The following is a 24,083-nucleotide window of genomic DNA, read 5'->3' as shown; positions in this document are numbered from 1 at the left end:
AGTTGCATCACTTGCGCACTAACCGAATCTCTACGCGACGATTCTTATCCCGGCCTTGCTGAGTCGTGTTGTCATACTTTGGATAACGATCACCGTGGCCACGTATCTCAATCATTTTCTTTGACACGCCATTGCCCATAAACCACTGCGCAACGTCGGATCCTCTCTGCTTTGAAAGTTGTAAATTAGCGACGGAGTCACCGGAATTGTCGGTGTAACCATCAATCAGGATTCTAATGATTCTCGAGTCTCGTTTGACCAAAGTGCTGATATCATTAATGGTGCGTTTCTGCCCTTCGGTAAGTGACACCGCCCCTTGCTGAAAGCGCAATTCGACTCGACGCGCATGCTGGAAGTTGACCGGCGGCAAGCCATAACGGCACTCATTAAATTGCTCTAAAGCTGGCTTAAAGTTGGTGGTTGGGAAATAGACATCAAAGTCCATCGCATTAACGTTAAACCAAGCGCCACTTGCCATATCATCCAACATCAAGGTTGCGCCATCGTCTGTCACGAGAGCGGCCCCTTGCTTGTTTACTCTTTCGATGGTGGTTGTGGTGTAAGACTGAGACGTTCCCCAAACAGGCTCTGTAGTATTGAATGACGTTGATGTCGGCAGTGAACGCACACCACGCTTTTCCACTCTGACCTCCATCGGGCTTGCCGCCAACAAAATGAATTGCACAGAAAACCCGGTGTGAGGATCGAAAGAATTCAGTTCACACTGATCGACAGACTCTGTGAACCGCCACTCGACACTATCGAACGGAACAATGTAGCGCTGCGCCAAAACCTGAGTCGACAGCATCACTCCCCAGCCTATTAGCAATGCGCTCAGCATCTTGCCAAGTGCACGGCGAAAGACAGAGGAAGTGCCCAAGCTAACGGTTGCCCAAAAGTACTTATTCATAACAAATCAAACAGTGAAATTCCGGCAACACGCGCAAAGGTTTTTTGCGTAGCTTCTAGCGCGATCATACCTTGGTTAAGTTCAACGGATGCCTCTGCATAATCGAGTTCCTCTAGCTCAGAGCGAACGGTTTCTGCAAAGAACACCATATCGATACTGGTCTCTTTCAGCCTGTCTAAGGCGTTGTATTGACTCCCAATATCAGTTAATGAAACCAACAAGCTTTGATGAAGCGCTTGATTGGTATTGAGCGCGTTATCTAAAGCAGCAGTAAATCCCCCAGTTGGAAGCTCCAATTCTGTTATCGCATTGTCTAAATCAGTAAAAATTGCACTGCTACCTATGGTGTCGGTGATGGTTAAGTTACTTGGCACGTATTGATTATCACCGACTTTAGTTTCACGATAATCTGAGTTGGGATTTAAGGCATAAGGCGGTGTTGTAGTGATCGCTGGCGTGCTGATATCCGTTCCTGAAAAGAGATAACTGCCGTCATTGGCTTGGTTCAATGTGTTCAACACTTCCGTTTTGAGGGACTTAAGTTCTAGCACAATCCCCGCTCTACTCTGTGAATCAAGCGTACCGTTTTTCCCTTGTAGGAGCAGTTCGTTCACTTGTTGAGAGAGCTCCTCAAGCGTGTTGACGTTAGTTTCGTAGCGCGTCAGCTGTGACTGCACGTTTTCGATATTGCGTTGGTACTGCTGATTGTCAGAGACGGTCTTTTTGAGCCCTTCAAGGCGCACAGCGGCAATCGGGTCATCGGATAAATGATTGATCTTCAGCCCGGTCGACATTTGCTCAAAAACTTTGTTCAAGCGGATATTGTTGTCCATTAATGAACGCTGCATCACCGCGTTAAATTGGGAGTCCGTTACACGCATCACTTTTCTCCTAGAATGCTCTTAGCAAGGTCTGAAACATCTGATTCGCCGTACTAATGATTTTCATGTTGGCCTCATAAGCGTTGAGGTACAGCAACATGTTGGCAGCCTCTTCATCGGAATTAACCGCACTGACACTATCCCTCGCCACTTGTGCGTCTTCCATGCTGACTTGAGCTGCCGTTGCCTCGCTCTGCGCCTGTCGAGTGAAAATACCGATATCACCGAGTAACCCTGAATAGGCGCTGTAAGGTGTTTCTCCCACCACAGAGCCATTGGTTAGTGGTGTTTGTGACAACATCGATAGGTCTTTCAACACGTCACCGTTTCCGGCAAGGGTCGCACTCGATGAAAAGGCTAAGTCTTGTGCAGTGAGGTTAGGATCAATCGCCAAAGATAAGGCTTCACTGCCTGGGGTGTAGGTAAACAAGTTCTGACCAGCTACACCATTAAGATCAAACCCTGAATTCAATGCCGTATTCACTCCATCAGCCAAGCCTTTGGCAAGATCTGCTAGCAGCGTTTGGATGGGATCGTATTGGTTCGTTTTTAGCGCTTCGAGCGCCCCTAACTCTCCACCTAACGAAGCATCAACAGGCGTCGTCATCGACTGAAAGGTAATGTTCAGTTCTGTGCTGTAAGGATCGCCACTGGATAGGTCTCGCTCAAGCGATGCGGCATAACCACCAATTACTAAAGGCTGACCGTTTGGTGTCGAGAGTTCGACGCCGCCATTGGTGTAGATCACCTTAACATCGAGAGACTTAGAGAGTTCATTGAGGTGTTTATCCATCGCATCTTGTAAGCCACCAACGCTCTTGCCGAGCAGCGCATCTTCTTGCAGTTTTTGGTTTAGAGAAGCGATGCTTTCTAATTGGCTATTCACATGGGTAACCAGTGCGCCATAACGCTCACTTTGCGCGGCTTCTTGCTGACTCAACTGAGCGGATACGGCGTTAAACTGCTGCGCTAGAGCATCAGCATTTGTCAGTACTTGCTGGCGAAAAGCGACGCTTTCAGGTGTCACACTGGCCTCATCAATGGCAGCAAAAAATCCATTCATTCCCTGTGTGAGGCTAAGCCCATCAGCTCCTAACAAGTTCTCCAAATTGGACAAACCATTAAAATAGCTTTGGCTATATTGGGCAGATTCCGTCGCTTCTCTTAGTCGATTAATAGACGATTGATCGGCAATCCGCAGGATATCGCTAACCTCAACGCCAGAGCCTAAGTTAATACCATTCACGGCATTGCCAGATAAACTGGCTTCCATCGTCACGATTTGACGGCTATACCCAGGGGTATTCACATTAGCGGTATTTTGCGCCGTTGTATTGAGAGCTACACGGTTGGCGAGTGCGCCACTTAATCCAATGTTGGTCATTCCCATTACTGATTCTCCTTATCAAAAGGTCGGCCGATAACTTGTGATGACAACTGTTTAAAAATCATCTCGGCTAATCCAAACGACGATTGACGACTGATTCGTTGTGCAAGCTGAGCATCTAGCATGCCCTGAAACATATCGTCTGATTTCATCGACAACGGATTATCTTTGTCACTAAGCGCTTGGCTGGCAGAGCGCATTCGGGTCAGCATTTGTTGTAAAAACAACGCCTCAAACTGCTGTGAAGCCGCTAATAATCCTGAGGCAGAATTATCATGCTTCAATTTAGCAAGCGCGTTGTTGTCTAAGTAAAAGTTGGTCATAGCTTGGCTTGAACCTGCACTGGCTTTCGCCATGTGCACCGTTTCAGGCGCTCTATTCATCATTACTCTTGCAAATGGCAGCGGATGATCAGCATGTTTAACCGACGCTGCCATTTTTGGGTTATCCAGTATTGGCGTCGCTTGGTTACTCGATATCGGTTCAAGCGCCGTGTGAGTCAAAGCCGTTAGGTTCGTCATTAGATCACCACCAAATCACCGTTGATGGCACCTATCTCATCGAGTGCCTGCAAAATTTGCATAAGCGCTTCTGGTGTCGCACCAATGTTGTTAATCGCATCAACGATCTCTTGCAGATTGGTCCCTTTCGGCCAAACCATAGTGGTCCCATCCTCCTCATCAACACTCACTTGAGAGTTCTGAATAATCGCGGTTTCTCCAGCAGTATTGAAAGCACCACCAGGCTGAGAAACAGATTGAGATTCCAATATCGTCACGGTAATCCCGCCTTGGCTGACCGCCGCTTCAGACACCGTCACGTTCTGGCTGATCACCACAGTTCCGGTGCGAGAGTTGAACACGACCTTAGGCAGTCGTCGCCCCTCATCAACCTCAAGCTCTTGAATCATGGCAACAAACATCACTCGGTCTTCGCTATCAATCGGTGCAGAGACTTGGATCTGACCTTTATTGAGCGCTTTGGCTACCTGCCCGCCGAACATCTTATTAATGGCTTTGGAAACATTGAGCGCGGTTTCGTAATTCGGTTGTTTGAGTTGCAAGCGTATCGTTGGCTCTAAATCAGTACCGGTCGATACCTCACGCTCCAAGGTCGCGCCATTGGGAATACGCCCGACGGTCGGTGTGTTCCTTGTAATGCTGGTTCCGTTTTCACCGGTAGCATTGAAGCCACCAACAACCAGACTGCCTTGTGCTATTGCGTACACTTCGCCATCGATACCTCGTAATGGAGTCAGCAATAAGGTGCCGCCGCGTAAGCTTTTTGCGTCTCCCAATGAAGACACCGTCACCGTCAGGGTTTGACCTGCCCCTTGGTGAGGTTCCACCATGGCTGTGACACTAACGGCGGCGACATTTTTCAGTTTAGGGTTGGTGGAATCATCCAGTTGCACCCCAAATTGTTTGATCATGTTAACCACCGATTGTTGCGTGAATTTCACTTGCGATTTATCGCCAGACCCGTCCAAGCCAACAACTAATCCATAGCCAATAAGTTGGTTTTGTCTGTCTCCATACACCTCTGCGACTTCAGCAATCGGCCGCGCTGCATCGACCACCGAAGTAAAACAGAGCAAGCACCAAGGCAACGCCAACGAGGTTAAGTAGAAGCGAATTTGGGATTTCATTAGAATGGCATCCATGGCGAATTGAAGAACTGGGTCAACCAACCTGCAGTATTGGTATCAGCAAACGAGCCGCGGCCAGCATAAGTGATTCTTGCATCAGCGATTCGCTGGGAGGAGAGGGTATTGTCTGCCTGAATATCATCGACCCTGACATTGCCGGTCAGACGAATATATTCGTCCCCTTGGTTCAGCTTGAGCCACTTTTCACCTCTTACCCTAAGCACACCATTGGGCAAGACGTTGTAAACGGTGACAGTAATAGAGCCTGACAAGCTGTTGCCTTGCTTTGAGGCAGCAGCACCATCAAAATCACGGGTGGCATCAACGGAAGCACTCACGTCATCAAACGTCTTGTTGCCCAATGTGGGAGCGGTAATGTTGGCACTGGAATCTTTGCCATATTGAGTTGAAGCACTCTTATCTGATTCTGTCTTTTCATCCAACAACACCGTTAAAATATCGCCCACACGGTACGCTCTTCGATCTTGAAACAGGGTCATCGAGGTGGTTCCCGTATAAAGGCTGCCTTTGCTGACTCTTGTCACTTGATAGTCCAGCTCTGGCGGTGCATACGCTTCATCATTCGGCGATGGTGGAATAAAATCGTCTTGACGACCGGCACAGCCGGCAACCATCACCACCAGCAAGGTAACTACGGTTAGGTAATAAATCACACAGATTGCATGCGCCTTACCCAACCCTGGTTTAATTGACTTTTCCATGTCAGAACTCCCTAACGACCATCGCTATTCGCTCGTTAAAGCGAAAGCTATGATTGTTGCGCGATGTACTGCAGCATCTCATCGGCTGCGCTGACCATCTTGGCGCTCATCTCATAAGCGCGTTGGGTGGCGATCATATCGACCATCTCTTCCACCACCTGTACGTTCGACCCTTCAAGTGCTCCTTGTTTTAATTGGCCTGAACCTTCTGTTCCGGCGACGAGCTCGACCGCTTCACCTGAACCTTCAGTTTCAATAAATAGGTTTCCCCCTTGAGCAGAAAGCCCCGCAGGATTCATGAATTTAACGATGGTAACTTGCCCTAGGTCTTCAGGGTTAACTTGGCCCGGTATCGTGGCGCTGACCACACCATCAGCAGTAATGCTGACTAGGGTCGCTTCTGGAGGAATGACAACTTCAGGAATCAAAGGATAGCCTTGCGTGTTGACTAGCTGCCCATCAGAGTTAGTTTGAAATTGCCCATTTCGGGTATAAAGCAGTTCTCCTTCTGAGTTCTCTATCTGGAAAAAACCATCCCCCAAAATAGCTAAATCAAACTGTTGATTCGTATTCTGAATATTCCCTTGGGTAAACACTTTCTCGGTGCCGACCACTCGAACACCATTACCAAGCTGAATACCTGTTGGATGTTCATTGAGCTCTGTGGTTTCGGTACCCGCTTGTTTATCGACGCTATAAAAAAGATCTTCGAACACCACGCGGTCACGCTTGAAACCCACCGTATTGATATTGGCAAGGTTGTTCGAAATAGCCGTCATTTTTGCATCTTGTGCGGCCATCCCTGTTTTGGATATCCATAAGGCACTGTGCATAATTCCCTTCCTTAAGCTTTGAGAAGCTTATTGCCTATCTGAGCGATTTCATCTGCAGATGCCATCACTTCAATTTGCATTTCGTATTGTCTAGTAAGCGACATAATGCTGACCAGCTCTTCTAAACTGGAGACATTACTCGCTTCTAAATAACCTGAACGAACCTGAACGGTAAAATCTTCAGCCAATGCTTGCCCACCTTTCGGAACAAAATGACCACTGGCATGCATGGTCATTTGCTCATTCTCAGGCTTAACCAGCTTGAGGGCGCCAACCTCTAGCGACGCCTCACCACCAATTGGGGTAATAGACACCAACCCATTCGAGCTCACCGACACAAACTCAAAATCTGGTAACACCATTGGACCTTCTGTCGACATCACCCGACGCTCACCAAGATAGAGTTGCCCATTACCATCCAATCGAAAATTACCCGCCCGGGTAAAGAGCTGAGCAGGTTCATCTTCTAGCCCTTCGAGCGTAATAAAGCCATCACCATTGATCGCAATATCCAATGGTCGCTCTGTACGTATATCTTCACCCTGAGCAAAGTTATTAATCGATGAGTTGGTTCTGGAAGTAACGGAAGTCAGAAAGCCTGAGCCCTCAAGGCGCATCGGTGTTGAGTGCTCCATTAAGGCTTTAAAACCTACGGTGTCCGCATGTGACAGATTATTTGCGCGAACGTGCTGAGCGAGCATGGTTCGCTCCGCACCTTTCGCTGCACTAAATAAAATAGGATTCATAGCGCTACACCACGTTGAACAAGGCTTGCGTCAATTGATCCGATGTCGATATCGACTTGGTATTGGCTTGATAGTTGCGCTGAGCCGTCATCAAGGCCACCAATTCAGACGTCAGATCGACGTTAGAACCTTCGAGCGCACCAGAAGTCAAATCACCGAATACCCCACTGCCCGCGGTACCAAGAACTGGCGTACCGGAACTGAAGCTTTGCAACCAAGCAGTATCACTGGTTTTGATCATGTTTTGAGGAGAAGCAAAGTCGGCAAGCACCACCTGACCTTGCAATTGAGATTGGCCGTTGGTGTAGGTCGCAAATATACGACCATCGTTTTCCATACGAACACTGGCATAGTCACCAGAGGTATAACCATTCGGGCTATTTTTGGAGACAACGAAGTCACTACCAAATTGAGTGACCGCAGCAAGATCAATATTAACCGTAACACTGTTCGCCCCATTCGCAGGGTCAAAACTGACTGAATAATTTCCCCCTGACGAAATGGTGCCATCGGCATTAAAAGTAAAGTTTGCAGTGTCTGTTGCAGTTGGTGACGCGGCAGGTATCAAGGCATCAGCGCCATCAATCGCTTTACCATCGACCAAAACATGGACATCCCAATCATTGGATGCACCTTTTACAAAGTACTGACTCACCGTATGTGGGTTACCCAGAGAGTCATAGACTGGAGTGGTATAGGAATGGTTGTAGGTGGATGAATCACTGTAATCAAATGCGGTGGCGGGAACTTGCTCTCTGGCATCTAAATTGGCAACAAACTCAATGGCATCTGTTTCCCTAGCCTGCAAGGATGCAGTACTGATCTGCACGGTGCCTACCGAACCCAACAGCAGATTATTATTGCCATCAACCGAGTAACCTTGCAGAGCCGCACCACTATTTGCTGTGATCACGCCATCGGCATTCATGTTGAAAATACCAGAACGGGTATAGAGGGTTTGCCCTTTACTGTCTTCAAGCACAAAGAAGCCATTACCACTCAATGCCATATCCAGAGATCGCCCTGTACCTGTAACCGTTCCACTTTTTTCAAAGTTTTGCGAAACCCCAACCACTTCAACGCCACCAGCTTCACTACCGCTATAAACGGAAGCAAACTCGGTTCTCGACTCTTTAAAACCTGTCGTAGAAACATTAGCAATATTATTCGAAATGGTGTTCAGCTCTGAGTTCGAGGCATTAAGCCCGCTCAGTGCAATACTAAAACTCATAATGTCTTCCTCTTCACGCTAAAGAGGCTATCTCCGCAGGTTTACTTAGCTAGCGAAGAACGACAGCCGCCATCTTACTTACTTTAAAAAAACAAACTAAAACCGGCAAAAGCCGAAAAATATAGCGAAAATCTTTTAACCTATTTCAAACTTTACTCATTTGAGAAGGCAGCAACGTCATAAAACGCCACCATGCCAACTCCCTTTACCTGCAAGTGACTGGTACCACCGATTAGAGGTGTCGTCACATGTTCCACTTGGCCATGCTGATAAATCGATGGCTGATAATCTTGTCCACTGTCCAATTTGATACGCATTTGGTACTCACCCGTCAGCCCCATGGCTTGCGCATCCAATGTGTAATCCACTCGCCCTGCACTGTTCGGGCCAAGGTTCATCGACTTAACGTTGCCAAGTGAGTCAACTAACTCCAGTATCACGGTATTCGATGGCGCCTGTAACTCAACGTATCCCGCATGCTGATCAACACCCGATGCAGACAAGCGATCACTTTTTACCGTCACTGTTTTATCAATCAGCGCTGCGGTGCTAAGCACTTGTAAGTTATCGAGCATTGTCGAGTTGTTTTGCGTCAGCTGAACAAGGTTTTCTGTACTTTCAACCTGAGAGAACTGCGCCAACTGTGCGACATATTCCGTGCCGTCAGTTGGGTTGAGTGGATCTTGATTTTCAATCTGAGCCACCATTAAAGTAATGAACTCATTCTTTAATGCACTCGCACTATTCGGATTATCTTGAGGGGTGATCGTTGACGCAGACTCAATATTATTGACCTGCGCCGCACCGGATATCGTCGTCATGGTGTAATTCCTCTGGCGTCATTGGCAGCAGTTACATTAACTACGCCAAAGCCCCATCAGTGATTGTTGCATCGACTTTACGTTGCCGAGCACTTCTACGCTGGCTTCAAAACTACGAGTAGCCGATATCATGTCAGCCATTTCGTTAACGACATTAATGCCAGAGTAATAAACATACCCTTCGTCATTGGAGAGAGGATTGTTGGGCTCATAACGGCCTTCCATCATTGAAGAGACTTCAACAACATCGGCAATGCGAATCGGAACCACACCTTGCTGTTGAGTTTGCTGTGCATTGAAGTGGTTATAGACTGCTGAGAAAATCGGTTTCAGCGGTTTATAGACTTTTGATGGGTCACCAGATACTGAATCGGCATTCGCCAAATTACTGGAGATAGTATTAAGCCTGACGGTCTGTGCACTCATCGCTGAGCCTGCCGTCTCGTAGATACCTAAGAAAGCCATGATGTCCCTACCTAATTCACTTATTGTCCCTTGATGGCAGACTTTATCCCGTTGATCTTAGACTGCAAAAACGCAAGGCTCTGATGATAATCCATCACATTTTTTGCGAACCTAGCTTGCTCATTTTCTAGCTCAACAGTGTTGCCATCTCGTGTTCTTTGCACAGGAATCCGATATTGAGCCGTCGTACCTATGTACCAGTCTTTTGAGTGACCAATACCACTGAGTACCGCCTCGAATCTTAGATCCATCGCTTTGTAATTAGGCGTGTCCACGTTAGCAATATTGGAGCTCAATACTGCCGCTCTGTCCAAACGAAACTGCACCATTTTGGGGTGTACCCCAAGCGCATCGTCTAAGTGAATCATTGCCCTAGCCTCGTCGTTGTTTGGCCTTAATCCTTTTAAGAAGTAGGCCTTTAACTTTTTATATTTTCTCTCACAACCGAAGTTGAAATGAGATTGCTTTAACCTATAGTTAGGATTAATTAGCGTGTCAAATTTGAGAATGACCGCAAAAACCAACAATTGGTACTTGACATGAAGAAGTTATCATTAACTGAATTCGGAAATCCGAGCATAAAAATGCGTAAGTTTCTGTTAAGGCACTCAAGCCATTTCTCTACAGAAATTATTGATATTTTTAAGTTTAACTTTGCGGGCCGTCACGTAAAAGCGACGTTTTCAGAAGCTCGTCGACCTCCAGCAAATAGCATCAAAACCGTTCTTCATATTGAGGAATTTGGGCATGTTTTTTTCTTTATTGCGCCACAAGCTGCCGATATTCTGCTACACAAGCACCTCAACAACCCGTTACCACTCAAGAAATCAAAGCGTAGCAATAACGACATTGCGCTAACCCAAACCCACCTAAGGCTTTTTCAAAAATTCGCCATGGCGATAACCAACGCGCTGACTGCCGATGCCAATCACTACGCCATTGAGCACACAGACCATCAGCCCTCTGACATTGGTGTCACCATTACGTTTGAGTTCGACGACCAACAGCTCGATCTGACCTTCATGATCGACAACAAATACGTGAAAAAGCTGCGCGACATGATGGAAAGTAACGAAACCTTTGATCGGGAAGAGATACTCGACAACTTACGCTATCAGCCCGTTGAGCTAGGGTGCGTCATGCTTCACCGGCAGTGCACACTCCATGAGCTTTCTCAGCTAAAACCCGGGGATTTTATGCCCATGACCTTGTGCAAAAACCTCACGGTCAAGGTCAACGGACACCCTACTTTTTTTGGCAAACTTCAATCCATAAACTCTGAACTGGGAGTCGAAATCGATGGCTAACGACAAAGAGACACACAACATTGACAGCTCAATGAGCGACTTAAACCTTCATGATGAATTACCAGATCTTGATGACTTAGATTTGGATGATCTTACCGACGACTTGGACTTGGGAGACGACAAAGAGCATATGAGTAACATCTCTCTGCTAAAAAGTATCCCTGTCGACATCACCGTTGAGGTTGCACGTAAGACATTGATATTAGATGAGCTACTGAATTTAAAAGCAGGCAGTGTCGTGATGCTGGAAAAACATGAAGGCGACCCCGTCGATATCAAGATCAACGGCACCGCGTTTGGCACGGGGGAGATAGTATCCAAGAATGGTCAGTATGGCGTTAGATTACTGAGCATCATCAAGAAACCAAGTAAGTAGCTCCTTTGAATAACGCAAAGAGTACGATGCCAAAACGAATATTCTTCACGCTAGCTTTTGCGTTATTCGCGAGTACATCGCACGCAGAAGGGCTGACGATTCTCAGTGAAACAACCACATCTGACGGCACTGAATACAGCATTAAATTGCAGATTCTAATCCTGATGACATTACTGAGCTTCGTTCCAGCTTTCGTGATCATGTGCACCAGCTTCACGCGAATCGTCATTGTCTTGGCCATTTTAAGGCAAGCGCTCGGCCTGCAACAAACGCCGCCAAATCAGGTACTTGTGGGGATTGCACTCATTTTTACTTTGCTGATCATGAGGCCAGTCTGGACCAAGATTTACGATACCGCTTACATTCCATACTCGAACGATGAAGTGTCCTTGATGGAAGCGTTAGCCACAGCAGAAAAGCCGCTGCGTCGATACATGCTGGACCAAACGCAACGTAAGGCACTCGAACAAGTCTCCAAAATAGCAGGCGAAAGCTCCATAGAGTCCGATCAGGATATTCCCTTCTTAGTATTACTGCCGGCTTATCTACTGAGCGAGCTCAAGGCCGCCTTTCAAATTGGCTTTATGTTGTTTTTGCCCTTCCTGGTCATCGATTTAGTGGTGGCTTCTGTTCTGATGTCGATGGGGATGATGATGTTGTCGCCCTTGATTGTCTCTCTGCCTTTTAAACTGCTGGTATTTGTCATCGTCGATGGCTGGGGCTTACTCATGGGGAGTTTAGCCAACAGTTTTTGGATAAGTGGATGAGTCCGGAAGAAGCCGTCACTCTGGTAAGCCAAGCAATCTGGCTGATCATTCTTATGGTGTCGGTTCTTATCGTGCCTAGCCTTGTCGTGGGTTTGGTCGTAGCAATTTTCCAAGCGGTAACTCAAGTCAATGAACAAACCCTTAGCTTCCTTCCTAGGCTATTAGTAACTCTGTTATGCATCATTCTTTCTGGCCATTGGTTATTACAAGAGATCAACGACCTATTCTTGTTTATCTTCAATACAATACCAAGCAAGGTTGGCTAGCCCTGATGCAAATAACCTTTACTGATATCACCCAATGGCTAGGGATACTCTGGTGGCCATTTGTCCGATTTACTGGGCTTTTTCTTATCGCACCATTTTTTGGTGATAACGCGATACCGGTAAGAGTTAAGTTGCTGTTTTCTTTTATTTTTTCTTTGCTTCTCGCTCCCTTGGTGAAGGAGGTTCCTCCATTTAACCCTTTCAGCATCGACACTCTACTGTTCTCTTTTTACCAACTCATATTTGGTTTTTTAATTGGCTTTGCAGTGATGATATTTTTCACTATTTTTTCAATTGCGGGGCAGGCGATTTCCATGCAAATGGGGTTAGCCATGGCAATAATGAATGACCCTGCCAATGGCGTTAGTATCGCCATCATTGGCAGAATCATGTTCATCACCTCTATGTTGCTTTTCCTCTCTTTAGATGGACACCTAGTGATGCTGCTTGTGTTTAAAGAAAGCTTTGAATATTGGCCTCTCAATTCAGCCTTCCCTTTCAACAGCATTGAATACGTCTTGAAAATGGTCTCTTGGATGTTTGCGACCGGCTTACTGGTAGCGGTGCCTGCTATTGTCGTGATGCTATTGAGCAACATCACGTTTGGTCTAATGAACAAAGCGGCACCGTCTCTTAATGTCTTTGCACTTGGTTTCCCAATGACCATGTTACTTGGCTTATTCGCATTAATGGCCTCCCTAACCGGTATCGGCGATCACTATTTTGATCTGGTATTAGAGTTGAACCAGCATCTGCACTATATGTTGAGGCTGCCTAATGTCTGATCATCAAGACTCCGGAGATAAGAGCGAGCAACCCAGTCAACATAAGCTCGCCAAAGCTAGACGAGAAGGGCAAGTACCGCGCGCTAAAGAGTTCGTTTCTTCAATAACCCTTGTCAGCGTCGTTGCTTACTACGTGTTGAATGTAGACATGATTAAACAGACCTTCATTGAACTGTTTCTGGTGAGCTTTCAGTTTGATAGCCAAACGGTCAGCCAGCCAATGGCTATCGTTGAGTTAGTAGGCACCGCGCTTTTTTCGATGATCACGCTATTTTTCCCGCTACTGATTTATCAAATGATCGCCGCGATCGTCGGCTCAACGCTACTTGGTGGGTGGATATTCAGCCCATCTTTATTGATCCCCAAGTGGGAAAAGATAAGCCCACTCAAAGGACTGAAACGCATATTTTCCTCTCAATCAATCGTCGAACTGTTTAAGAACGTCATTAAGGTCTCTCTGTTCTTTACCCTACTGTATTGGGTAATATCGAGCTACATCTCGGTGATCACCAACCTAGTCAGTGCCCACTTTGATACCGTCGTACTTTCCGTAGCAACCATTACCATTGAGTACTTGGGTTACCTTCTTTTAATCGTCTTACTGTTTGGCTTATTTGATTTCCCTTATCAGCGGCATGAATTTACAAAACAGATGAAAATGACCAAGCAAGAGGTCAAAGATGAGCACAAAGACCAAGAAGGTAGGCCCGAGGTTAAAGCTCGAATCCGTCAGATACAGACTCAAAATGCCAAGAGAAGTGCCAATGAGCGCGTGCCTAAAGCGAGCGTTGTGTTAACCAACCCAACCCGTTATGCCATCGCCCTAATTTATGATTTAAGCCAAGCAGAGGCACCGTTTGTTGTCGCGAAAGGGCAAGATGATGTGGCACTTTACATTAGAGAGCTTGCGACTAAAAACGAGGTTGAAGTCGTCGAGAGCCCTGCACTTGCCAGGGCGATTTACAACACCACTCAAATCGACCAAATGGTTCCAAACCAACTCTTTGTCGCAATAGCGCACATCCTAACTTATGTGAATCAGCTAAAAGCATGGCGCAAAGGAGAAAGAAACAAACCCACCAATTTGCCCCACTTCAACATTCCTAAATCATGGTCCGATCCAAACGATTAGGCCGCTACTCCAGTAGTGAAACACATAAAACTGTCGTTTTTATTCAATACCTTCTTAAAGCAGTCACCTACACTTGCAGCTATTGAAACGACAGGAATTAACGCGATGTTAGACATCAAAAAAATCTCAGTACTTAGCGACTTGAGCGAACTTAAAACGGCTTACTTTGCTGAGTCAACAGCTCCACTCGATGGCATGTGGCATTTCGGTTTTGTACCTATGTCTGACCATTTTGGTTTTTACGAAAACGGCAAGCTTGTCGGTTACTGCGTGTTGAATGGTGAAGGCTACTTACTTCAGTTCTTCCTAGCACCAACCGCAAGCGCGAACATTGCCGACTTGTTCACCTTAATCATCGAAAACAACAGCTCTGTGATTGGTGAAGTGAAAGGCGCATTCGTAAGTACGGCTGAACCACAATATCTGTCACTATGCTTGGACAATACTGAGTCCTTCAAAGTCAACGCACTGATGTTTCGCCAGCGTCCAACAGCCGTCGAAAACAGCATTGAAAACATCGAGATGACTCTCGCGACGGAAGAACAACTCGATAAGCTAGTGGAATTTGCTTCATCGGCGATTGGCGCGCCAAAAGAGTGGCTCACCGGTTACTACGGTAATTTGATTGCCCGCCAAGAGCTATGGGGCTACTGGGAGAATGACGACATTCTCGCGACTGGAGAGTGCCGTAAGTTCGATGAGCATCAAACACAGTTTGCCGACCTAGGTATGATTGTCGCACAAGAAGAACGCGGTAAAGGCTTAGCAACGCGTGTTATTCACTTTCTAAAGCAACACGCTAATAACCAAAGGTTAGAAGCTATGTGCTCTACGGAAAGCAGTAATATTGGCGCACAAAAGGCCATCAAACGCGCTGGGTTATCATCAAAGCATCGTATCTTGCAGTTTGATTTTAGCGAATTAAAGGAAACTGATTAGCCTTGATTCGGATTAACAAACATCAAGACTAAGTTCTAACAATTGATACAGATAAAAACTGTCACCTCCAACGATATCCACATATAGTTGGAGGTGACAATCATCTGAAATAGAAGGTCTAATGATCAATTGGTTACAGTCTCCAAAATCCCCTGTAGTTGCTCAGTTCATTGATTGCTACTGGCTGATTGAAAAGACGCCCGACGCTCAAACTCATCAATTTCCGATACTCAATCCCGATCCATCGGCACACCTGATCTTATCGCCAAGCGAGCAGGTATATCACTACACGATTGAGCAACAAATCGATCAAGGCGTTGGCAACCATCTGCTGTTACCACACCATAAAGCCATCGAATTGGATCACTCGAAGCCCTTTGTTCACTTGGGCATTAAATTCCATGTCGGAGCCTTGTATTCATTGGCTCTCCCAGATAGTCCTCACCCTAGCTTGGACAGGGTTAGTCCAGTCAATCTCGCAGGTTTACTAAACAACCCAAACGCCGATGCAACGCTACTGATCAAACTCGCTCAAACTGATGTTGAGGCCTGCTGTCAGCAGTTAGATGATTTGCTATTTCCTTGGCTATCGACAGCTAAAACGGATAGGCACAGCGAACTGACACGTAAGGTGTTGGGTGTGCTTGGTTCGACACCGATTGCAGAGCTTGGCGACAAGCTGTTTTGCTCGCAAAGAACACTGGAAAGAAGCTTCAACAAGGTAACTGGGCTGACATTAAAACAGTGCCAATCGATGAACAAACTCGAAGCGATGTTGGAATATTTGTATAAGCGAAATTTGGATGACATCGACTGGATGGACGTCGCCTTTCAATTTGGGTTTAGCGACCAACCGCACCTGATTCGTTACCTAAAGAAAACCATCGGTCTAACACCCAATACTTACGCCAAACAAGGCGGTTTAACCATAGATGTTTATGGTGGAGTGAGATCGGACTAACCCACCCTTTCTCTATAACGAACGCTCTGTTTATAACGTACACCTCTGCCTTTTGTGTCCCATTAGTAACAAGTTTTATTGAGTTTAGATTTGCGACTAAATATACTGGGGACATCATCAGACGGAGGACAAAAATGAATAATAAAAACAAACATATAGTTTTAATTCATGGTCTATATATGCCTGCGTTGATCATGCAATATCTGGATAGAAACTTCAAAAAACGCGGCTTTACTACCCACAAGTTTGCCTACAACTCGCTGCGTTTTCCTTCAGCAGCCAAACGCCTCAATCGCTTCGTGAATGCTCGCTTTAATGAGTACGACGAGGTCTATTTTTTTGGTCACTCACTCGGTGGCTTGCTCATTCGCCACTACTTTAAGTTCTACCAACCCGACTTTGCAGACACCTGCATTATTACCGCAGGCACGCCGCACAATGGGGCAACTATCGCCAAAACACTGTCTAATCATGGGCTTGGATTTATATTTGGTTCGAGCAAAATGATCTTAAGCGATGGCTTGGGTGACTACGATATTGATGTGCCGATTGGCGTGATTACAGGTACCTACGACGCCGGAGTCGGACGTATTGTTCTGGGAAGAAACCCTGGCGATGGCACAGTCACACTCGAAGACGCCAACCTGAGAGGAGCAACGGATACTTACGCTCTCAAACTCAACCACACGGCGCTTGTCTACTCCAAGGAAGTCGTGACACTGTCGGCTCAGTTCATCGAACACAGAGCTTTCAAGGACGCTTCATAGCTTATTTCCGTTAGCTTTTGCGCGTTGACTCCTGTGTCGAGCTCTTGTTCTCTTATTTGTGATAGATAAAAACAAAAATACCACTCTGCGATAAGAGTGGTATTCAAAGATTCATTACTGAAGTGAGTGCTTGTTACAGACGATTTACTCGCGTTGGTAGGAACACCTCACCCAACATGCATCGCACCGAACCACCACCAATGTCTTCAATCGTTTTCACGTTAAATGGTAGCAGCTTGCCATGTGTCGAAAGCTGAGCTAACTGGGCTGGAGAAAACGCATCGTAAGCCGATTGAGACATCGCGATCACCTTGTCGCCATTCACTGTCTCCAGTTGCAGAATGTTGCCGCAGAATCGGTTCATCTGATCAATTGAGATAGAGATAACCTGCTTATCTTTAGCAAGCGACTTCACCACAAAACGGCGCTCAAACTCTGGGATCACTTCATCACAGATCACGCAGAAGTTATCACCAATCGCCATCATCACATTGGTGTGGTAGATCGGCTGACCAGACGGCAGTGCTGTTTGGAACGAGACCACGCGAGAATAACCAATACGCTTCGCATAGTCTTCTAACACTTCACGGTCACAACGCTGAGAAAGCGCTGCGTAGATGGTCTTATTGATATGGTCGATAACCATCACACCCGTGCTCTCTAGATAAGAGCCTTGCGCGATGTAAGACTCTAGAGACTCACTGTGGTTAACAATGCGACCCGACGCTTCTAACGCTTCAATAAGAGCATTTGGCTTAACTTCATTTTGACGGTTTTCACACGCCATAGGGAAAGTGAATAAGCTTCCATCACTACAAGTACTGAACCAGTTGTTTGGGAAAACAGCATCCGGAGTTTCAACGCCCAATTCTGGGTAATCAAACTCTACAACTTGCACACCTTCTTTACGCAACGAAGCGACCATAGCCTTAAATTCGGCCATCGTTTCTACCTTCACCTCAGCTTCGGTCAGATTCACTCTGTGCTGAAATTCGTTATCACGTGCTGTTTCTTCGTTAAATTTAAACTCTTTTGGCGGCACCATAACAACGCAATTGGCGTTTTGAACATTAGTAATATGAAGTGATTTTTTGTGTAGGTTTAACATTTCAACCGTCCCTATCTTTTATTTACTTCAGAATTGTAAACAACTTGTTACGACAAGATTCACTGAAAAGAATATTGATTTGAATATTTATCCCAAACAATTACTGCAGATCTTAGATTAATCGGTAATTTTTACTGCAAGATAACAGCACATCAGAAAGAACCAACTGTGTGCATATTCGTTAAGTCACTTTATGGATAAATATTCTGATTCCATTTTCTCGCCTATCACGAGTTTTGATTACAATTTAATCCATTTAACGTTAGGATTATCACCGTTGCATAACAATCAATTACGTTTGAAATAAGCTTAACTTTTCCTGTCTAATTCAATCTAAAATAAGCGTCATGAAAGACATTCTTTGGACCTTTCCTGCATCGCTTAAACAAAGTTTTAGTGTTTTAAAGCCAAGTGCCTAAATAAGCGCTAGAACAAAATCCATCGAATGACTTAATACTGATAAGAACCCATGGGCGTTTATATAATTTCAAACTAAGACAGTTAAATTTCAAATCAAGACCATAAAAACAAAGCTGCACCAACGATGCAGTCGCTTATAGATGCACTAGTTTATAAAGGGAAATCTATGTACAAGAAATTTGAAGGCTTTACTGAAGCCTTTCCAAAGGGAGAGCCGATACAACCTCCTACTGGCATACTGGCATTCTGTCGCCATTACACTCGAGGTTTCGAAAAACCGTTGATCTTACTCGGGTTGATGAGCATGACCATCGCGATAATCGAAGTCGCGCTGTTCGGTTACATGGGGCAATTGGTTGACTGGCTATCAACAAGCAACCCAGACACTTTCTTAGCAGACAACGAGTCGACATTGATGGGGCTCGGTATTCTGCTGTTGGTTGTGATGCCAATCTTGATCAGTGTTTACTCGCTATTGCTTCACCAAACTTTGCTGGGCAACTACCCAATGTCGATTCGTTGGTTAGCGCACCGCTACCTTTTGAAGCAAAGCCTGTCCTTTTATCAAGATGACTTCGCCGGACGTGTCGCGACTAAAGTGATGCAAACCTCGCTCGCGGTGCGCGAAACCGTGACCAAAATGGTCGATGTGTTTGTCTACGTAACGGTTTACTTCACGGCGATGCTGTTCATGCTTGCTGAATCAGATTGGCGCTTGATGGCTCCGATGCTGATTTGGCTATTCGTTTACATCGGTATTCAACTGCACTTCGTGCCAAAGCTAAAAGACGTTTCTTCCGAACAAGCGGATGCTCGTTCATTGATGACGGGTCGTATTGTTGATAGCTACACCAACATCGCCACCGTGAAACTGTTCTCACACAGTAAAAGAGAAACCGAATACGCCGAAGAAGGCATGGAAGGCTTTTTAGATACGGTTCATCGCCAAATGCGCTTGGTTACTGGCTTCAACATCTGCGTTGAATTTGCTAACTATCTATTGGTGTTCAGCATTGCGGGTATCTCTATCTACCTATGGTTAGACAATGCGATCACCGTGGGTGCGATTGCGATTGCGGTCAGCTTGGCTCTGCGTATTAACGGCATGTCGAAATGGATCATGTGGGAAATTGGTGGCCTGTTTGAAAACCTAGGTACCGTGATTGATGGCATTAAAACCCTATCTAAGCCTATCGCTATCGAAGACAAGAAAGACGCGAAGCCTCTGGACGTTCCACAAGGCGGTATCCACTTCGACAACGTGAGCTTTAACTACGGTGAGAATAAGGGGGTGATCAACAACCTCAACCTCAACATCAAACCGGGTGAAAAAGTGGGCTTGGTTGGCCGTTCAGGTGCAGGTAAATCGACCCTAGTTAACTTACTACTGCGTTTCCACGATGTAGAAAGTGGCCGCATCCTGATTGATGACCAAGAGATCTCGAGCGTTACTCAAGATTCTCTGCGCAGCAACATTGGTATGGTGACTCAAGATACCTCACTGCTGCACCGTTCGATCAAAGACAACATTCTTTACGGTCGACCAGAGGCATCAGACGAAGAGGTATACGCGGCGACTAAACAAGCGCACGCGCATGAGTTTATCGAAACGCTAACCGACCCGTTTGGCAACGTTGGTTACGATGCTCAAGTGGGTGAACGTGGCGTTAAGCTTTCTGGTGGTCAGCGTCAACGTGTCGCTATCTCACGTGTTCTTCTGAAAAATGCTCCATTACTTGTTCTCGATGAAGCAACGTCTGCACTCGATTCTGAGGTAGAGGCAGCGATTCAAGAGAGCTTGATTGAGCTAATGGAAGGCAAAACGGTGATTGCGATTGCACACCGCCTGTCGACCATTGCTGCGATGGATCGCCTGATCGTGCTTGATGCCGGCAATATCGTAGAAGAAGGCACGCACCAAGAGCTGATTAACCAGAATGGTATTTATGCGCAGCTATGGAATCACCAAACCGGTGGCTTCATTGCCGATGACCTTGAGCAAGCCACGAGCGCTTAATTTTTGTGCTATTTTAAAAGTGCGGCGTGATTCACACCAATTTGTTTATTAGCGGTAAATTACACGTGGCAGAATGTTATGTCGTAATTATATAATGACATTAACACCAAAGACGCCTCGCTTGCGCGTTCTGGAATAAGGCTAGACTTCGGGGGGAGGCTAGCCTTTTTTATGCCTGCTATTTGGTGCTCTTTGTTACCTGTCCAATAAACTTCATCGATCCTTTTGTTTTTTTCTTGGCGTTTTTTTCTTAAAATGCGCGCAATATTCTTTCTAGAGATCAACCATGAACAAAAGTGTCTTAACTAACGTTATTGCGTTAGCACTGCTTGCTGGCGGCTATGCGACAGCAAACCAATACTTGCTTTACGCAGGCCTATTCGCCTTTTCTGGTGCTATCACCAACTGGCTTGCGATTCACATGTTGTTCGAGAAAGTACCCGGCCTATACGGTTCTGGCGTTATTCCAGCACGCTTTGAAGAGTTCAAGGCAGCCATCAAGCAACTAATGATGGAGCAATTCTTTACAGAAAGTAACATCGACCGCTTCCTAAGCAGCGAGATGACAGGAAAGTCGCTCAATCTAGAGCCTGTGATTCAGAAGATCGACTTTAACCCTGCATTCGACTCACTGGTGCATGTTATCGAGAACTCTCAGTTTGGCGGTATGTTGGCAATGTTTGGTGGCACAGAAGCACTAGAACCAATGAAAGCGCCGTTTGTTGAAAAGATGCAAGAATCTGTGATTGAAATCAGCAAGAGTGACTCTGTAAAAAATGCCATCAAAGACGAACTAGAATCGCCTGCGATGATGGATGAAATTAAAGAGAACATTGAGGCGATCATCGATCAGCGCTTGAATGAACTGACACCTAAACTGGTTAAAGAGATGGTTCAGACCATGATCAAGAAACACCTTGGCTGGTTGGTCGTTTGGGGCGGTGTATTCGGTGGTGTGATTGGCTTAATCTCTGCGGCCATTACGCTGTAAGCCGGACAAGTTTATCGGATTGCTCGTTATCTGACGCTCAACAAAAAATGGAAGCTTATTAGCTTCCATTTTTTTATATCTAAATCACCTTGGTAAGGCGAAAGCAGGCCACTATTTTAGAGTTGCCAACAACTCAGGGTTCACGCCAAAACCCTTTTTGTGCTCTTCAATCACAACTTCACTGCGTGTCTGAATCACACCAGGTAGGGTGCCCAACTTCGTTGCCATAAACGCTTGATACGCTTTCATATCTTTTACTCGAACCTTGATCATGGTGTCAAAGTCACCCGACAGTGAGTAGCACTCTTCCACCTCAGGCATCATTTCTACCGCTTGGGCAAATTTGTCGAAGATCGAAAAGCTAGTCTGATCGAGACGGATATGGATAAAGACTTGAACATCGAGTCCTAGCTTTTCTGAACACAGCTCAGCATGGTAGCCCGTTATGTAGCCCTCTTTTTCCAGTCGCTTGAGTCTATCGGAGCAAGGGGATGTCGTTAGGTTAACCTGCTTGGCCAACTCAACCACGGGTAAACGCCCTTTCATATGCAGAATTCTTAGTATCTCTTTATCGATACGATCGAGTTGATGCTGAGACATAACATTCCTTAAACATTCTAAATTCGGCTCAGTATATTCCATACTAAGAGCAATCGAAGAAAACCTCGCTCACACATTTAAAAACTAAATGTACAGATGACATTCACACCAAATATAAATACATATAAATAGATAAGAATCCTTATAAATCAAACTCTGGTTATTAACAAATTATTATAGAAATGACCCGATTAACAAATAAGTTGAGCCGGAAACGAAAGAAAGGATATAGGCCAAAGTGAATAATATAATTATCAAAGAGAAAGGATGACTCTATTATGAAAACGCAAGAACTCGCATATAAACCTTACGGTATTGGTTCATGGACACACGTAACGGTATCAAAAGATGTTGCTCAGGCACTAGCAAATGAGTACTCAAACTACGGTTGGGATGTGAAGATTGATGGCGACGCCATTGATGCCGAGCTAGCACTCAAAGCCGCATAGAAACGCAAAAACCTCCTAAAACGGAGGTTTTTTGATCTAAGTTAGTGAGCGCTTACTGTAAGTTAAGCTAAACCAACTTGGGGTACAGTACTTCCTGTTTCGCAACGGCAGTTACACGTGCGGCAGAAGTGCTGAGTTTCCATATCGTAGTACAGGTTTCCACTAAATAGCTTTGACGTCCATTGCATCATACGGCCAGAGGTTGTCTCGGGCTCTGATTCACAACGTTTCATTATAGACTTATGTAGTGTTGTTTTTTTACATCCTTTGCAATAGAGATCAGGCATACCTTTGTCCTATAGGTCTTTAGTGGTTACTGACAATTGACACATCATGTCCAATTCAGTTCAACAATTCACCGAGCTAATAACAAAAGTGAGCGCCAAGTTCAAAAAATAGCCACTTTTCTATTTCATTTTTTGACATCACACACCATTGAGTAAGTTGATCTTTCACTTGTCACCGAAGATCCAACCACTTCGATTTACATTGTAAAACCCCATAACAGCGCCTCACCAGCTCGATCCAACAACAAACCTCCACGCAAAAAAAGCGGCACCTCCACAATGAAAGCACCGCTTTATAACGTCATTTCTGGTTCAATTTAATTCAAACTTAGAAGCCAAATTTACCGTTGTCATTTTTCCACTCTGAACGTGCTGGAATGGTTTCAATGGTGTCCCAGTGCTCCACAATCTTTCCGTTATCTACACGGAATAGATCATAAAATGCTACATGGTTATTCATGAACTGGCCTTCGCTGATCGAAAGTACAAAGTTACCTTGACCTAAGATCTTGTGGTTAGCGGTATAAACCATTGGCATTCCTGCTTCAGCTAACGCACCCAAAGCCTCGCCTAAACCGCTTAGACCATCGGCCACACCTGGGTTGTGCTGAAGGTAAGCGCTGTCTTCATTATCGATGTACTGATTAATCTTAGACATGTCACCGCCAATCAGGATGTCTTTTACAAAGCCACCGACAAGCTGTTTATTTTGATCCGTTTTCTCGATATCTACGACTTTAGTCGTACCGTCTAATTGAGTGCGACCACTTGCGTTTGGCTTCGCGATCTCTTGCAAGTTATCCCAGTGCTCAACAATCAGTCCATCTTCAAAACGGAATACATCGAAGCCGACTTTAGGGCCGAAGAAGTTGTACTCAGTGTGTGTTACTACGAAATCACCGTCTTGAAATGAGCGCTTAACTTGCGCCTTTGCAGAACCTTTAGGCAGCATTTGTAGAACTTCGCCAAAACCAGCTAAGCCATCGCCGACCGCTAGATTATGTTGGATGTATTTCTCAGGGTTAATGTAGCTCACCGCTTTCGCATCGCCCGTTTCAATACTTGAAATGACCGCGACACCTTTCTCTTGAATAGACAGCTCTTGAGCAGCCACAGAGCCGGTAACAACAGAAGCAGCAAGTACGCCAGCAGCTAGTAGTGTTGATTTGAATGTGTTGGTTATTGTTTTCATTATTAAGTCCTCTCGTTGGCTTGGAAACTATATTAGTCAACGAAAGAGGCTCACGGCAGAGTGGATTTAGGCAGA

General features: G+C 45.6%; 27 protein-coding genes. 12 read left to right on the top strand and 15 right to left on the bottom strand.

Going from position 1 to position 24,083, the window contains the following annotated elements; genetic code table 11:
- Positions 1-7: 7 nt before the first annotated feature.
- The 12 genes from HRQ85_RS01880 to HRQ85_RS01825 all read right to left on the bottom strand — a co-directional run bounded on the left by HRQ85_RS01880 (position 8) and on the right by HRQ85_RS01825 (position 10,012).
- The gene (locus HRQ85_RS01880) at positions 8-910 is read right to left on the bottom strand and encodes an OmpA family protein (RefSeq protein ID WP_086968993.1); all 903 of its coding nucleotides are present in this window, start codon (positions 908-910) and stop codon (positions 8-10) included.
- Complete coding sequence (gene flgL / locus HRQ85_RS01875; RefSeq protein ID WP_172378515.1) at positions 907-1,791, bottom strand: flagellar hook-associated protein FlgL; 885 nt, start codon at positions 1,789-1,791, stop codon at positions 907-909. The genes HRQ85_RS01880 and flgL overlap by 4 nt, the downstream gene beginning before the upstream one ends.
- A 10-nt stretch (positions 1,792-1,801) precedes the next feature.
- On the bottom strand, positions 1,802-3,181 hold the full coding sequence (flgK, locus tag HRQ85_RS01870) for a flagellar hook-associated protein FlgK (RefSeq protein WP_172378514.1): 1,380 nt from the start codon (positions 3,179-3,181) through the stop codon (positions 1,802-1,804).
- Positions 3,181-3,699 (bottom strand): rod-binding protein, encoded by a 519-nt coding sequence (locus tag HRQ85_RS01865; RefSeq protein WP_172378513.1) that lies wholly within the window; start codon positions 3,697-3,699, stop codon positions 3,181-3,183. The genes flgK and HRQ85_RS01865 overlap by 1 nt, the downstream gene beginning before the upstream one ends.
- Complete coding sequence (locus tag HRQ85_RS01860; protein WP_050651147.1) at positions 3,699-4,826, bottom strand: flagellar basal body P-ring protein FlgI; 1,128 nt, start codon at positions 4,824-4,826, stop codon at positions 3,699-3,701. Before HRQ85_RS01860 ends, HRQ85_RS01865 begins: the two co-directional genes overlap by 1 nt.
- Positions 4,826-5,461, bottom strand: coding sequence for a flagellar basal body L-ring protein FlgH (gene flgH / locus HRQ85_RS01855; RefSeq protein WP_048610372.1), 636 nt, complete (start codon positions 5,459-5,461; stop codon positions 4,826-4,828). Before flgH ends, HRQ85_RS01860 begins: the two co-directional genes overlap by 1 nt.
- 134 nt (positions 5,462-5,595) lie before the next feature.
- Positions 5,596-6,381 (bottom strand): flagellar basal-body rod protein FlgG, encoded by a 786-nt coding sequence (gene flgG / locus HRQ85_RS01850; RefSeq protein WP_172378512.1) that lies wholly within the window; start codon positions 6,379-6,381, stop codon positions 5,596-5,598.
- Positions 6,382-6,392: 11 nt separating this feature from the next.
- The gene (locus tag HRQ85_RS01845; protein WP_048610119.1) at positions 6,393-7,127 is read right to left on the bottom strand and encodes a flagellar hook-basal body complex protein; all 735 of its coding nucleotides are present in this window, start codon (positions 7,125-7,127) and stop codon (positions 6,393-6,395) included.
- Positions 7,128-7,131: 4 nt separating this feature from the next.
- Positions 7,132-8,358, bottom strand: coding sequence for a flagellar hook protein FlgE (gene flgE / locus HRQ85_RS01840; RefSeq protein WP_048610121.1), 1,227 nt, complete (start codon positions 8,356-8,358; stop codon positions 7,132-7,134).
- A 152-nt stretch (positions 8,359-8,510) separates the two neighbouring features.
- Positions 8,511-9,179 (bottom strand): flagellar hook capping FlgD N-terminal domain-containing protein, encoded by a 669-nt coding sequence (locus HRQ85_RS01835; protein WP_050643541.1) that lies wholly within the window; start codon positions 9,177-9,179, stop codon positions 8,511-8,513.
- A gap of 36 nt (positions 9,180-9,215) precedes the next feature.
- Positions 9,216-9,644, bottom strand: a complete 429-nt coding sequence (gene flgC / locus HRQ85_RS01830) for a flagellar basal body rod protein FlgC (RefSeq protein WP_048610123.1) — start codon at positions 9,642-9,644, stop codon at positions 9,216-9,218.
- Between the two features lie 20 nt (positions 9,645-9,664).
- A complete protein-coding gene (locus HRQ85_RS01825) occupies positions 9,665-10,012 on the bottom strand; it encodes a flagellar basal body protein (protein ID WP_048610376.1) in 348 nt (115 codons plus the stop codon).
- Between the two features lie 171 nt (positions 10,013-10,183).
- Here HRQ85_RS01825 and HRQ85_RS01820 point away from each other — a divergent pair, with 171 nt between their 5' ends.
- The 9 genes from HRQ85_RS01820 (at position 10,184) to HRQ85_RS01780 (ending at position 16,944) form a co-directional block, all read left to right on the top strand.
- Positions 10,184-10,951: a FliM/FliN family flagellar motor switch protein gene (locus HRQ85_RS01820; protein WP_048610125.1), complete on the top strand. Its 768-nt coding sequence runs from the start codon at positions 10,184-10,186 to the stop codon at positions 10,949-10,951.
- A complete protein-coding gene (locus tag HRQ85_RS01815; protein ID WP_048610127.1) occupies positions 10,944-11,327 on the top strand; it encodes a FliM/FliN family flagellar motor switch protein in 384 nt (127 codons plus the stop codon). The genes HRQ85_RS01820 and HRQ85_RS01815 overlap by 8 nt, the downstream gene beginning before the upstream one ends.
- 26 nt (positions 11,328-11,353) lie before the next feature.
- A complete protein-coding gene (gene fliP / locus HRQ85_RS01810) occupies positions 11,354-12,094 on the top strand; it encodes a flagellar type III secretion system pore protein FliP (protein WP_061037791.1) in 741 nt (246 codons plus the stop codon).
- Positions 12,091-12,360 carry a flagellar biosynthesis protein FliQ gene (gene fliQ / locus HRQ85_RS01805; RefSeq protein ID WP_048610132.1) on the top strand — a complete coding sequence of 90 codons (270 nt, stop codon included), beginning with the start codon at positions 12,091-12,093 and terminating at the stop codon, positions 12,358-12,360. Before fliP ends, fliQ begins: the two co-directional genes overlap by 4 nt.
- The gene (gene fliR, locus HRQ85_RS01800; RefSeq protein ID WP_367646124.1) at positions 12,270-13,145 is read left to right on the top strand and encodes a flagellar biosynthetic protein FliR; all 876 of its coding nucleotides are present in this window, start codon (positions 12,270-12,272) and stop codon (positions 13,143-13,145) included. The genes fliQ and fliR overlap by 91 nt, the downstream gene beginning before the upstream one ends.
- Complete coding sequence (flhB, locus tag HRQ85_RS01795) at positions 13,138-14,277, top strand: flagellar biosynthesis protein FlhB (protein ID WP_061037790.1); 1,140 nt, start codon at positions 13,138-13,140, stop codon at positions 14,275-14,277. The genes fliR and flhB overlap by 8 nt, the downstream gene beginning before the upstream one ends.
- A gap of 105 nt (positions 14,278-14,382) precedes the next feature.
- A complete protein-coding gene (locus tag HRQ85_RS01790; RefSeq protein WP_172378510.1) occupies positions 14,383-15,216 on the top strand; it encodes a GNAT family N-acetyltransferase in 834 nt (277 codons plus the stop codon).
- Between the two features lie 121 nt (positions 15,217-15,337).
- Positions 15,338-16,177: a helix-turn-helix domain-containing protein gene (locus tag HRQ85_RS01785; RefSeq protein ID WP_172378509.1), complete on the top strand. Its 840-nt coding sequence runs from the start codon at positions 15,338-15,340 to the stop codon at positions 16,175-16,177.
- 134 nt (positions 16,178-16,311) lie between these two features.
- Positions 16,312-16,944 carry an esterase/lipase family protein gene (locus HRQ85_RS01780; protein WP_048610139.1) on the top strand — a complete coding sequence of 211 codons (633 nt, stop codon included), beginning with the start codon at positions 16,312-16,314 and terminating at the stop codon, positions 16,942-16,944.
- A gap of 133 nt (positions 16,945-17,077) precedes the next feature.
- Here HRQ85_RS01780 and HRQ85_RS01775 read toward each other — a convergent pair whose 3' ends face one another.
- A complete protein-coding gene (locus tag HRQ85_RS01775) occupies positions 17,078-18,052 on the bottom strand; it encodes an arginine deiminase-related protein (RefSeq protein WP_017061193.1) in 975 nt (324 codons plus the stop codon).
- Between the two features lie 586 nt (positions 18,053-18,638).
- Between HRQ85_RS01775 and HRQ85_RS01770 the strand changes: the two genes are divergently transcribed.
- Positions 18,639-20,489: an ABC transporter ATP-binding protein gene (locus HRQ85_RS01770; protein ID WP_048614233.1), complete on the top strand. Its 1,851-nt coding sequence runs from the start codon at positions 18,639-18,641 to the stop codon at positions 20,487-20,489.
- Between the two features lie 286 nt (positions 20,490-20,775).
- Positions 20,776-21,480, top strand: a complete 705-nt coding sequence (locus HRQ85_RS01765) for a hypothetical protein (RefSeq protein ID WP_017065155.1) — start codon at positions 20,776-20,778, stop codon at positions 21,478-21,480.
- A gap of 111 nt (positions 21,481-21,591) precedes the next feature.
- On the opposite strand, the gene HRQ85_RS01760 is transcribed toward HRQ85_RS01765, so the two are convergent.
- Positions 21,592-22,080: an Lrp/AsnC family transcriptional regulator gene (locus tag HRQ85_RS01760; protein ID WP_004732526.1), complete on the bottom strand. Its 489-nt coding sequence runs from the start codon at positions 22,078-22,080 to the stop codon at positions 21,592-21,594.
- A gap of 278 nt (positions 22,081-22,358) precedes the next feature.
- On the opposite strand from HRQ85_RS01760, the gene HRQ85_RS01755 reads away from it, so the two are divergent.
- Positions 22,359-22,529: a hypothetical protein gene (locus HRQ85_RS01755; RefSeq protein ID WP_019823299.1), complete on the top strand. Its 171-nt coding sequence runs from the start codon at positions 22,359-22,361 to the stop codon at positions 22,527-22,529.
- A gap of 615 nt (positions 22,530-23,144) precedes the next feature.
- Here HRQ85_RS01755 and HRQ85_RS01750 read toward each other — a convergent pair.
- A complete protein-coding gene (locus tag HRQ85_RS01750; RefSeq protein ID WP_172378508.1) occupies positions 23,145-24,008 on the bottom strand; it encodes a nuclear transport factor 2 family protein in 864 nt (287 codons plus the stop codon).
- Between the last annotated feature and the right edge of the window lie 75 nt (positions 24,009-24,083).

This window comes from Vibrio sp. Vb339, from assembly GCF_902751245.1.
Classification (GTDB): Bacteria; Pseudomonadota; Gammaproteobacteria; order Enterobacterales; family Vibrionaceae; genus Vibrio; species Vibrio coralliirubri.
Note: the sequence above shows the minus strand (reverse complement) of the source record. Positions and strands in the feature narration are given on the sequence as shown.

What these genes read in the sequence shown, in the direction of transcription:
- HRQ85_RS01880 (WP_086968993.1), bottom strand. Translation starts at nt 910, where the DNA reads ATGAATAAGTACTTTTGGGCAACCGTTAGCTTGGGCACTTCCTCTGTC.
- flgL (WP_172378515.1), bottom strand. Translation starts at nt 1,791, where the DNA reads ATGCGTGTAACGGACTCCCAATTTAACGCGGTGATGCAGCGTTCATTA.
- flgK (WP_172378514.1), bottom strand. Translation starts at nt 3,181, where the DNA reads ATGGGAATGACCAACATTGGATTAAGTGGCGCACTCGCCAACCGTGTA.
- HRQ85_RS01865 (WP_172378513.1), bottom strand. Translation starts at nt 3,699, where the DNA reads ATGACGAACCTAACGGCTTTGACTCACACGGCGCTTGAACCGATATCG.
- HRQ85_RS01860 (WP_050651147.1), bottom strand. Translation starts at nt 4,826, where the DNA reads ATGAAATCCCAAATTCGCTTCTACTTAACCTCGTTGGCGTTGCCTTGG.
- flgH (WP_048610372.1), bottom strand. Translation starts at nt 5,461, where the DNA reads ATGGTTGCCGGCTGTGCCGGTCGTCAAGACGATTTTATTCCACCATCG.
- flgG (WP_172378512.1), bottom strand. Translation starts at nt 6,381, where the DNA reads ATGCACAGTGCCTTATGGATATCCAAAACAGGGATGGCCGCACAAGAT.
- HRQ85_RS01845 (WP_048610119.1), bottom strand. Translation starts at nt 7,127, where the DNA reads ATGAATCCTATTTTATTTAGTGCAGCGAAAGGTGCGGAGCGAACCATG.
- flgE (WP_048610121.1), bottom strand. Translation starts at nt 8,358, where the DNA reads ATGAGTTTTAGTATTGCACTGAGCGGGCTTAATGCCTCGAACTCAGAG.
- HRQ85_RS01835 (WP_050643541.1), bottom strand. Translation starts at nt 9,179, where the DNA reads ATGACGACGATATCCGGTGCGGCGCAGGTCAATAATATTGAGTCTGCG.
- flgC (WP_048610123.1), bottom strand. Translation starts at nt 9,644, where the DNA reads ATGGCTTTCTTAGGTATCTACGAGACGGCAGGCTCAGCGATGAGTGCA.
- HRQ85_RS01825 (WP_048610376.1), bottom strand. Translation starts at nt 10,012, where the DNA reads ATGATTCACTTAGACGATGCGCTTGGGGTACACCCCAAAATGGTGCAG.
- HRQ85_RS01820 (WP_048610125.1), top strand. Translation starts at nt 10,184, where the DNA reads ATGAAGAAGTTATCATTAACTGAATTCGGAAATCCGAGCATAAAAATG.
- HRQ85_RS01815 (WP_048610127.1), top strand. Translation starts at nt 10,944, where the DNA reads ATGGCTAACGACAAAGAGACACACAACATTGACAGCTCAATGAGCGAC.
- fliP (WP_061037791.1), top strand. Translation starts at nt 11,354, where the DNA reads ATGCCAAAACGAATATTCTTCACGCTAGCTTTTGCGTTATTCGCGAGT.
- fliQ (WP_048610132.1), top strand. Translation starts at nt 12,091, where the DNA reads ATGAGTCCGGAAGAAGCCGTCACTCTGGTAAGCCAAGCAATCTGGCTG.
- fliR (WP_367646124.1), top strand. Translation starts at nt 12,270, where the DNA reads ATGCATCATTCTTTCTGGCCATTGGTTATTACAAGAGATCAACGACCT.
- flhB (WP_061037790.1), top strand. Translation starts at nt 13,138, where the DNA reads ATGTCTGATCATCAAGACTCCGGAGATAAGAGCGAGCAACCCAGTCAA.
- HRQ85_RS01790 (WP_172378510.1), top strand. Translation starts at nt 14,383, where the DNA reads ATGTTAGACATCAAAAAAATCTCAGTACTTAGCGACTTGAGCGAACTT.
- HRQ85_RS01785 (WP_172378509.1), top strand. Translation starts at nt 15,338, where the DNA reads ATGATCAATTGGTTACAGTCTCCAAAATCCCCTGTAGTTGCTCAGTTC.
- HRQ85_RS01780 (WP_048610139.1), top strand. Translation starts at nt 16,312, where the DNA reads ATGAATAATAAAAACAAACATATAGTTTTAATTCATGGTCTATATATG.
- HRQ85_RS01775 (WP_017061193.1), bottom strand. Translation starts at nt 18,052, where the DNA reads ATGTTAAACCTACACAAAAAATCACTTCATATTACTAATGTTCAAAAC.
- HRQ85_RS01770 (WP_048614233.1), top strand. Translation starts at nt 18,639, where the DNA reads ATGTACAAGAAATTTGAAGGCTTTACTGAAGCCTTTCCAAAGGGAGAG.
- HRQ85_RS01765 (WP_017065155.1), top strand. Translation starts at nt 20,776, where the DNA reads ATGAACAAAAGTGTCTTAACTAACGTTATTGCGTTAGCACTGCTTGCT.
- HRQ85_RS01760 (WP_004732526.1), bottom strand. Translation starts at nt 22,080, where the DNA reads ATGTCTCAGCATCAACTCGATCGTATCGATAAAGAGATACTAAGAATT.
- HRQ85_RS01755 (WP_019823299.1), top strand. Translation starts at nt 22,359, where the DNA reads ATGAAAACGCAAGAACTCGCATATAAACCTTACGGTATTGGTTCATGG.
- HRQ85_RS01750 (WP_172378508.1), bottom strand. Translation starts at nt 24,008, where the DNA reads ATGAAAACAATAACCAACACATTCAAATCAACACTACTAGCTGCTGGC.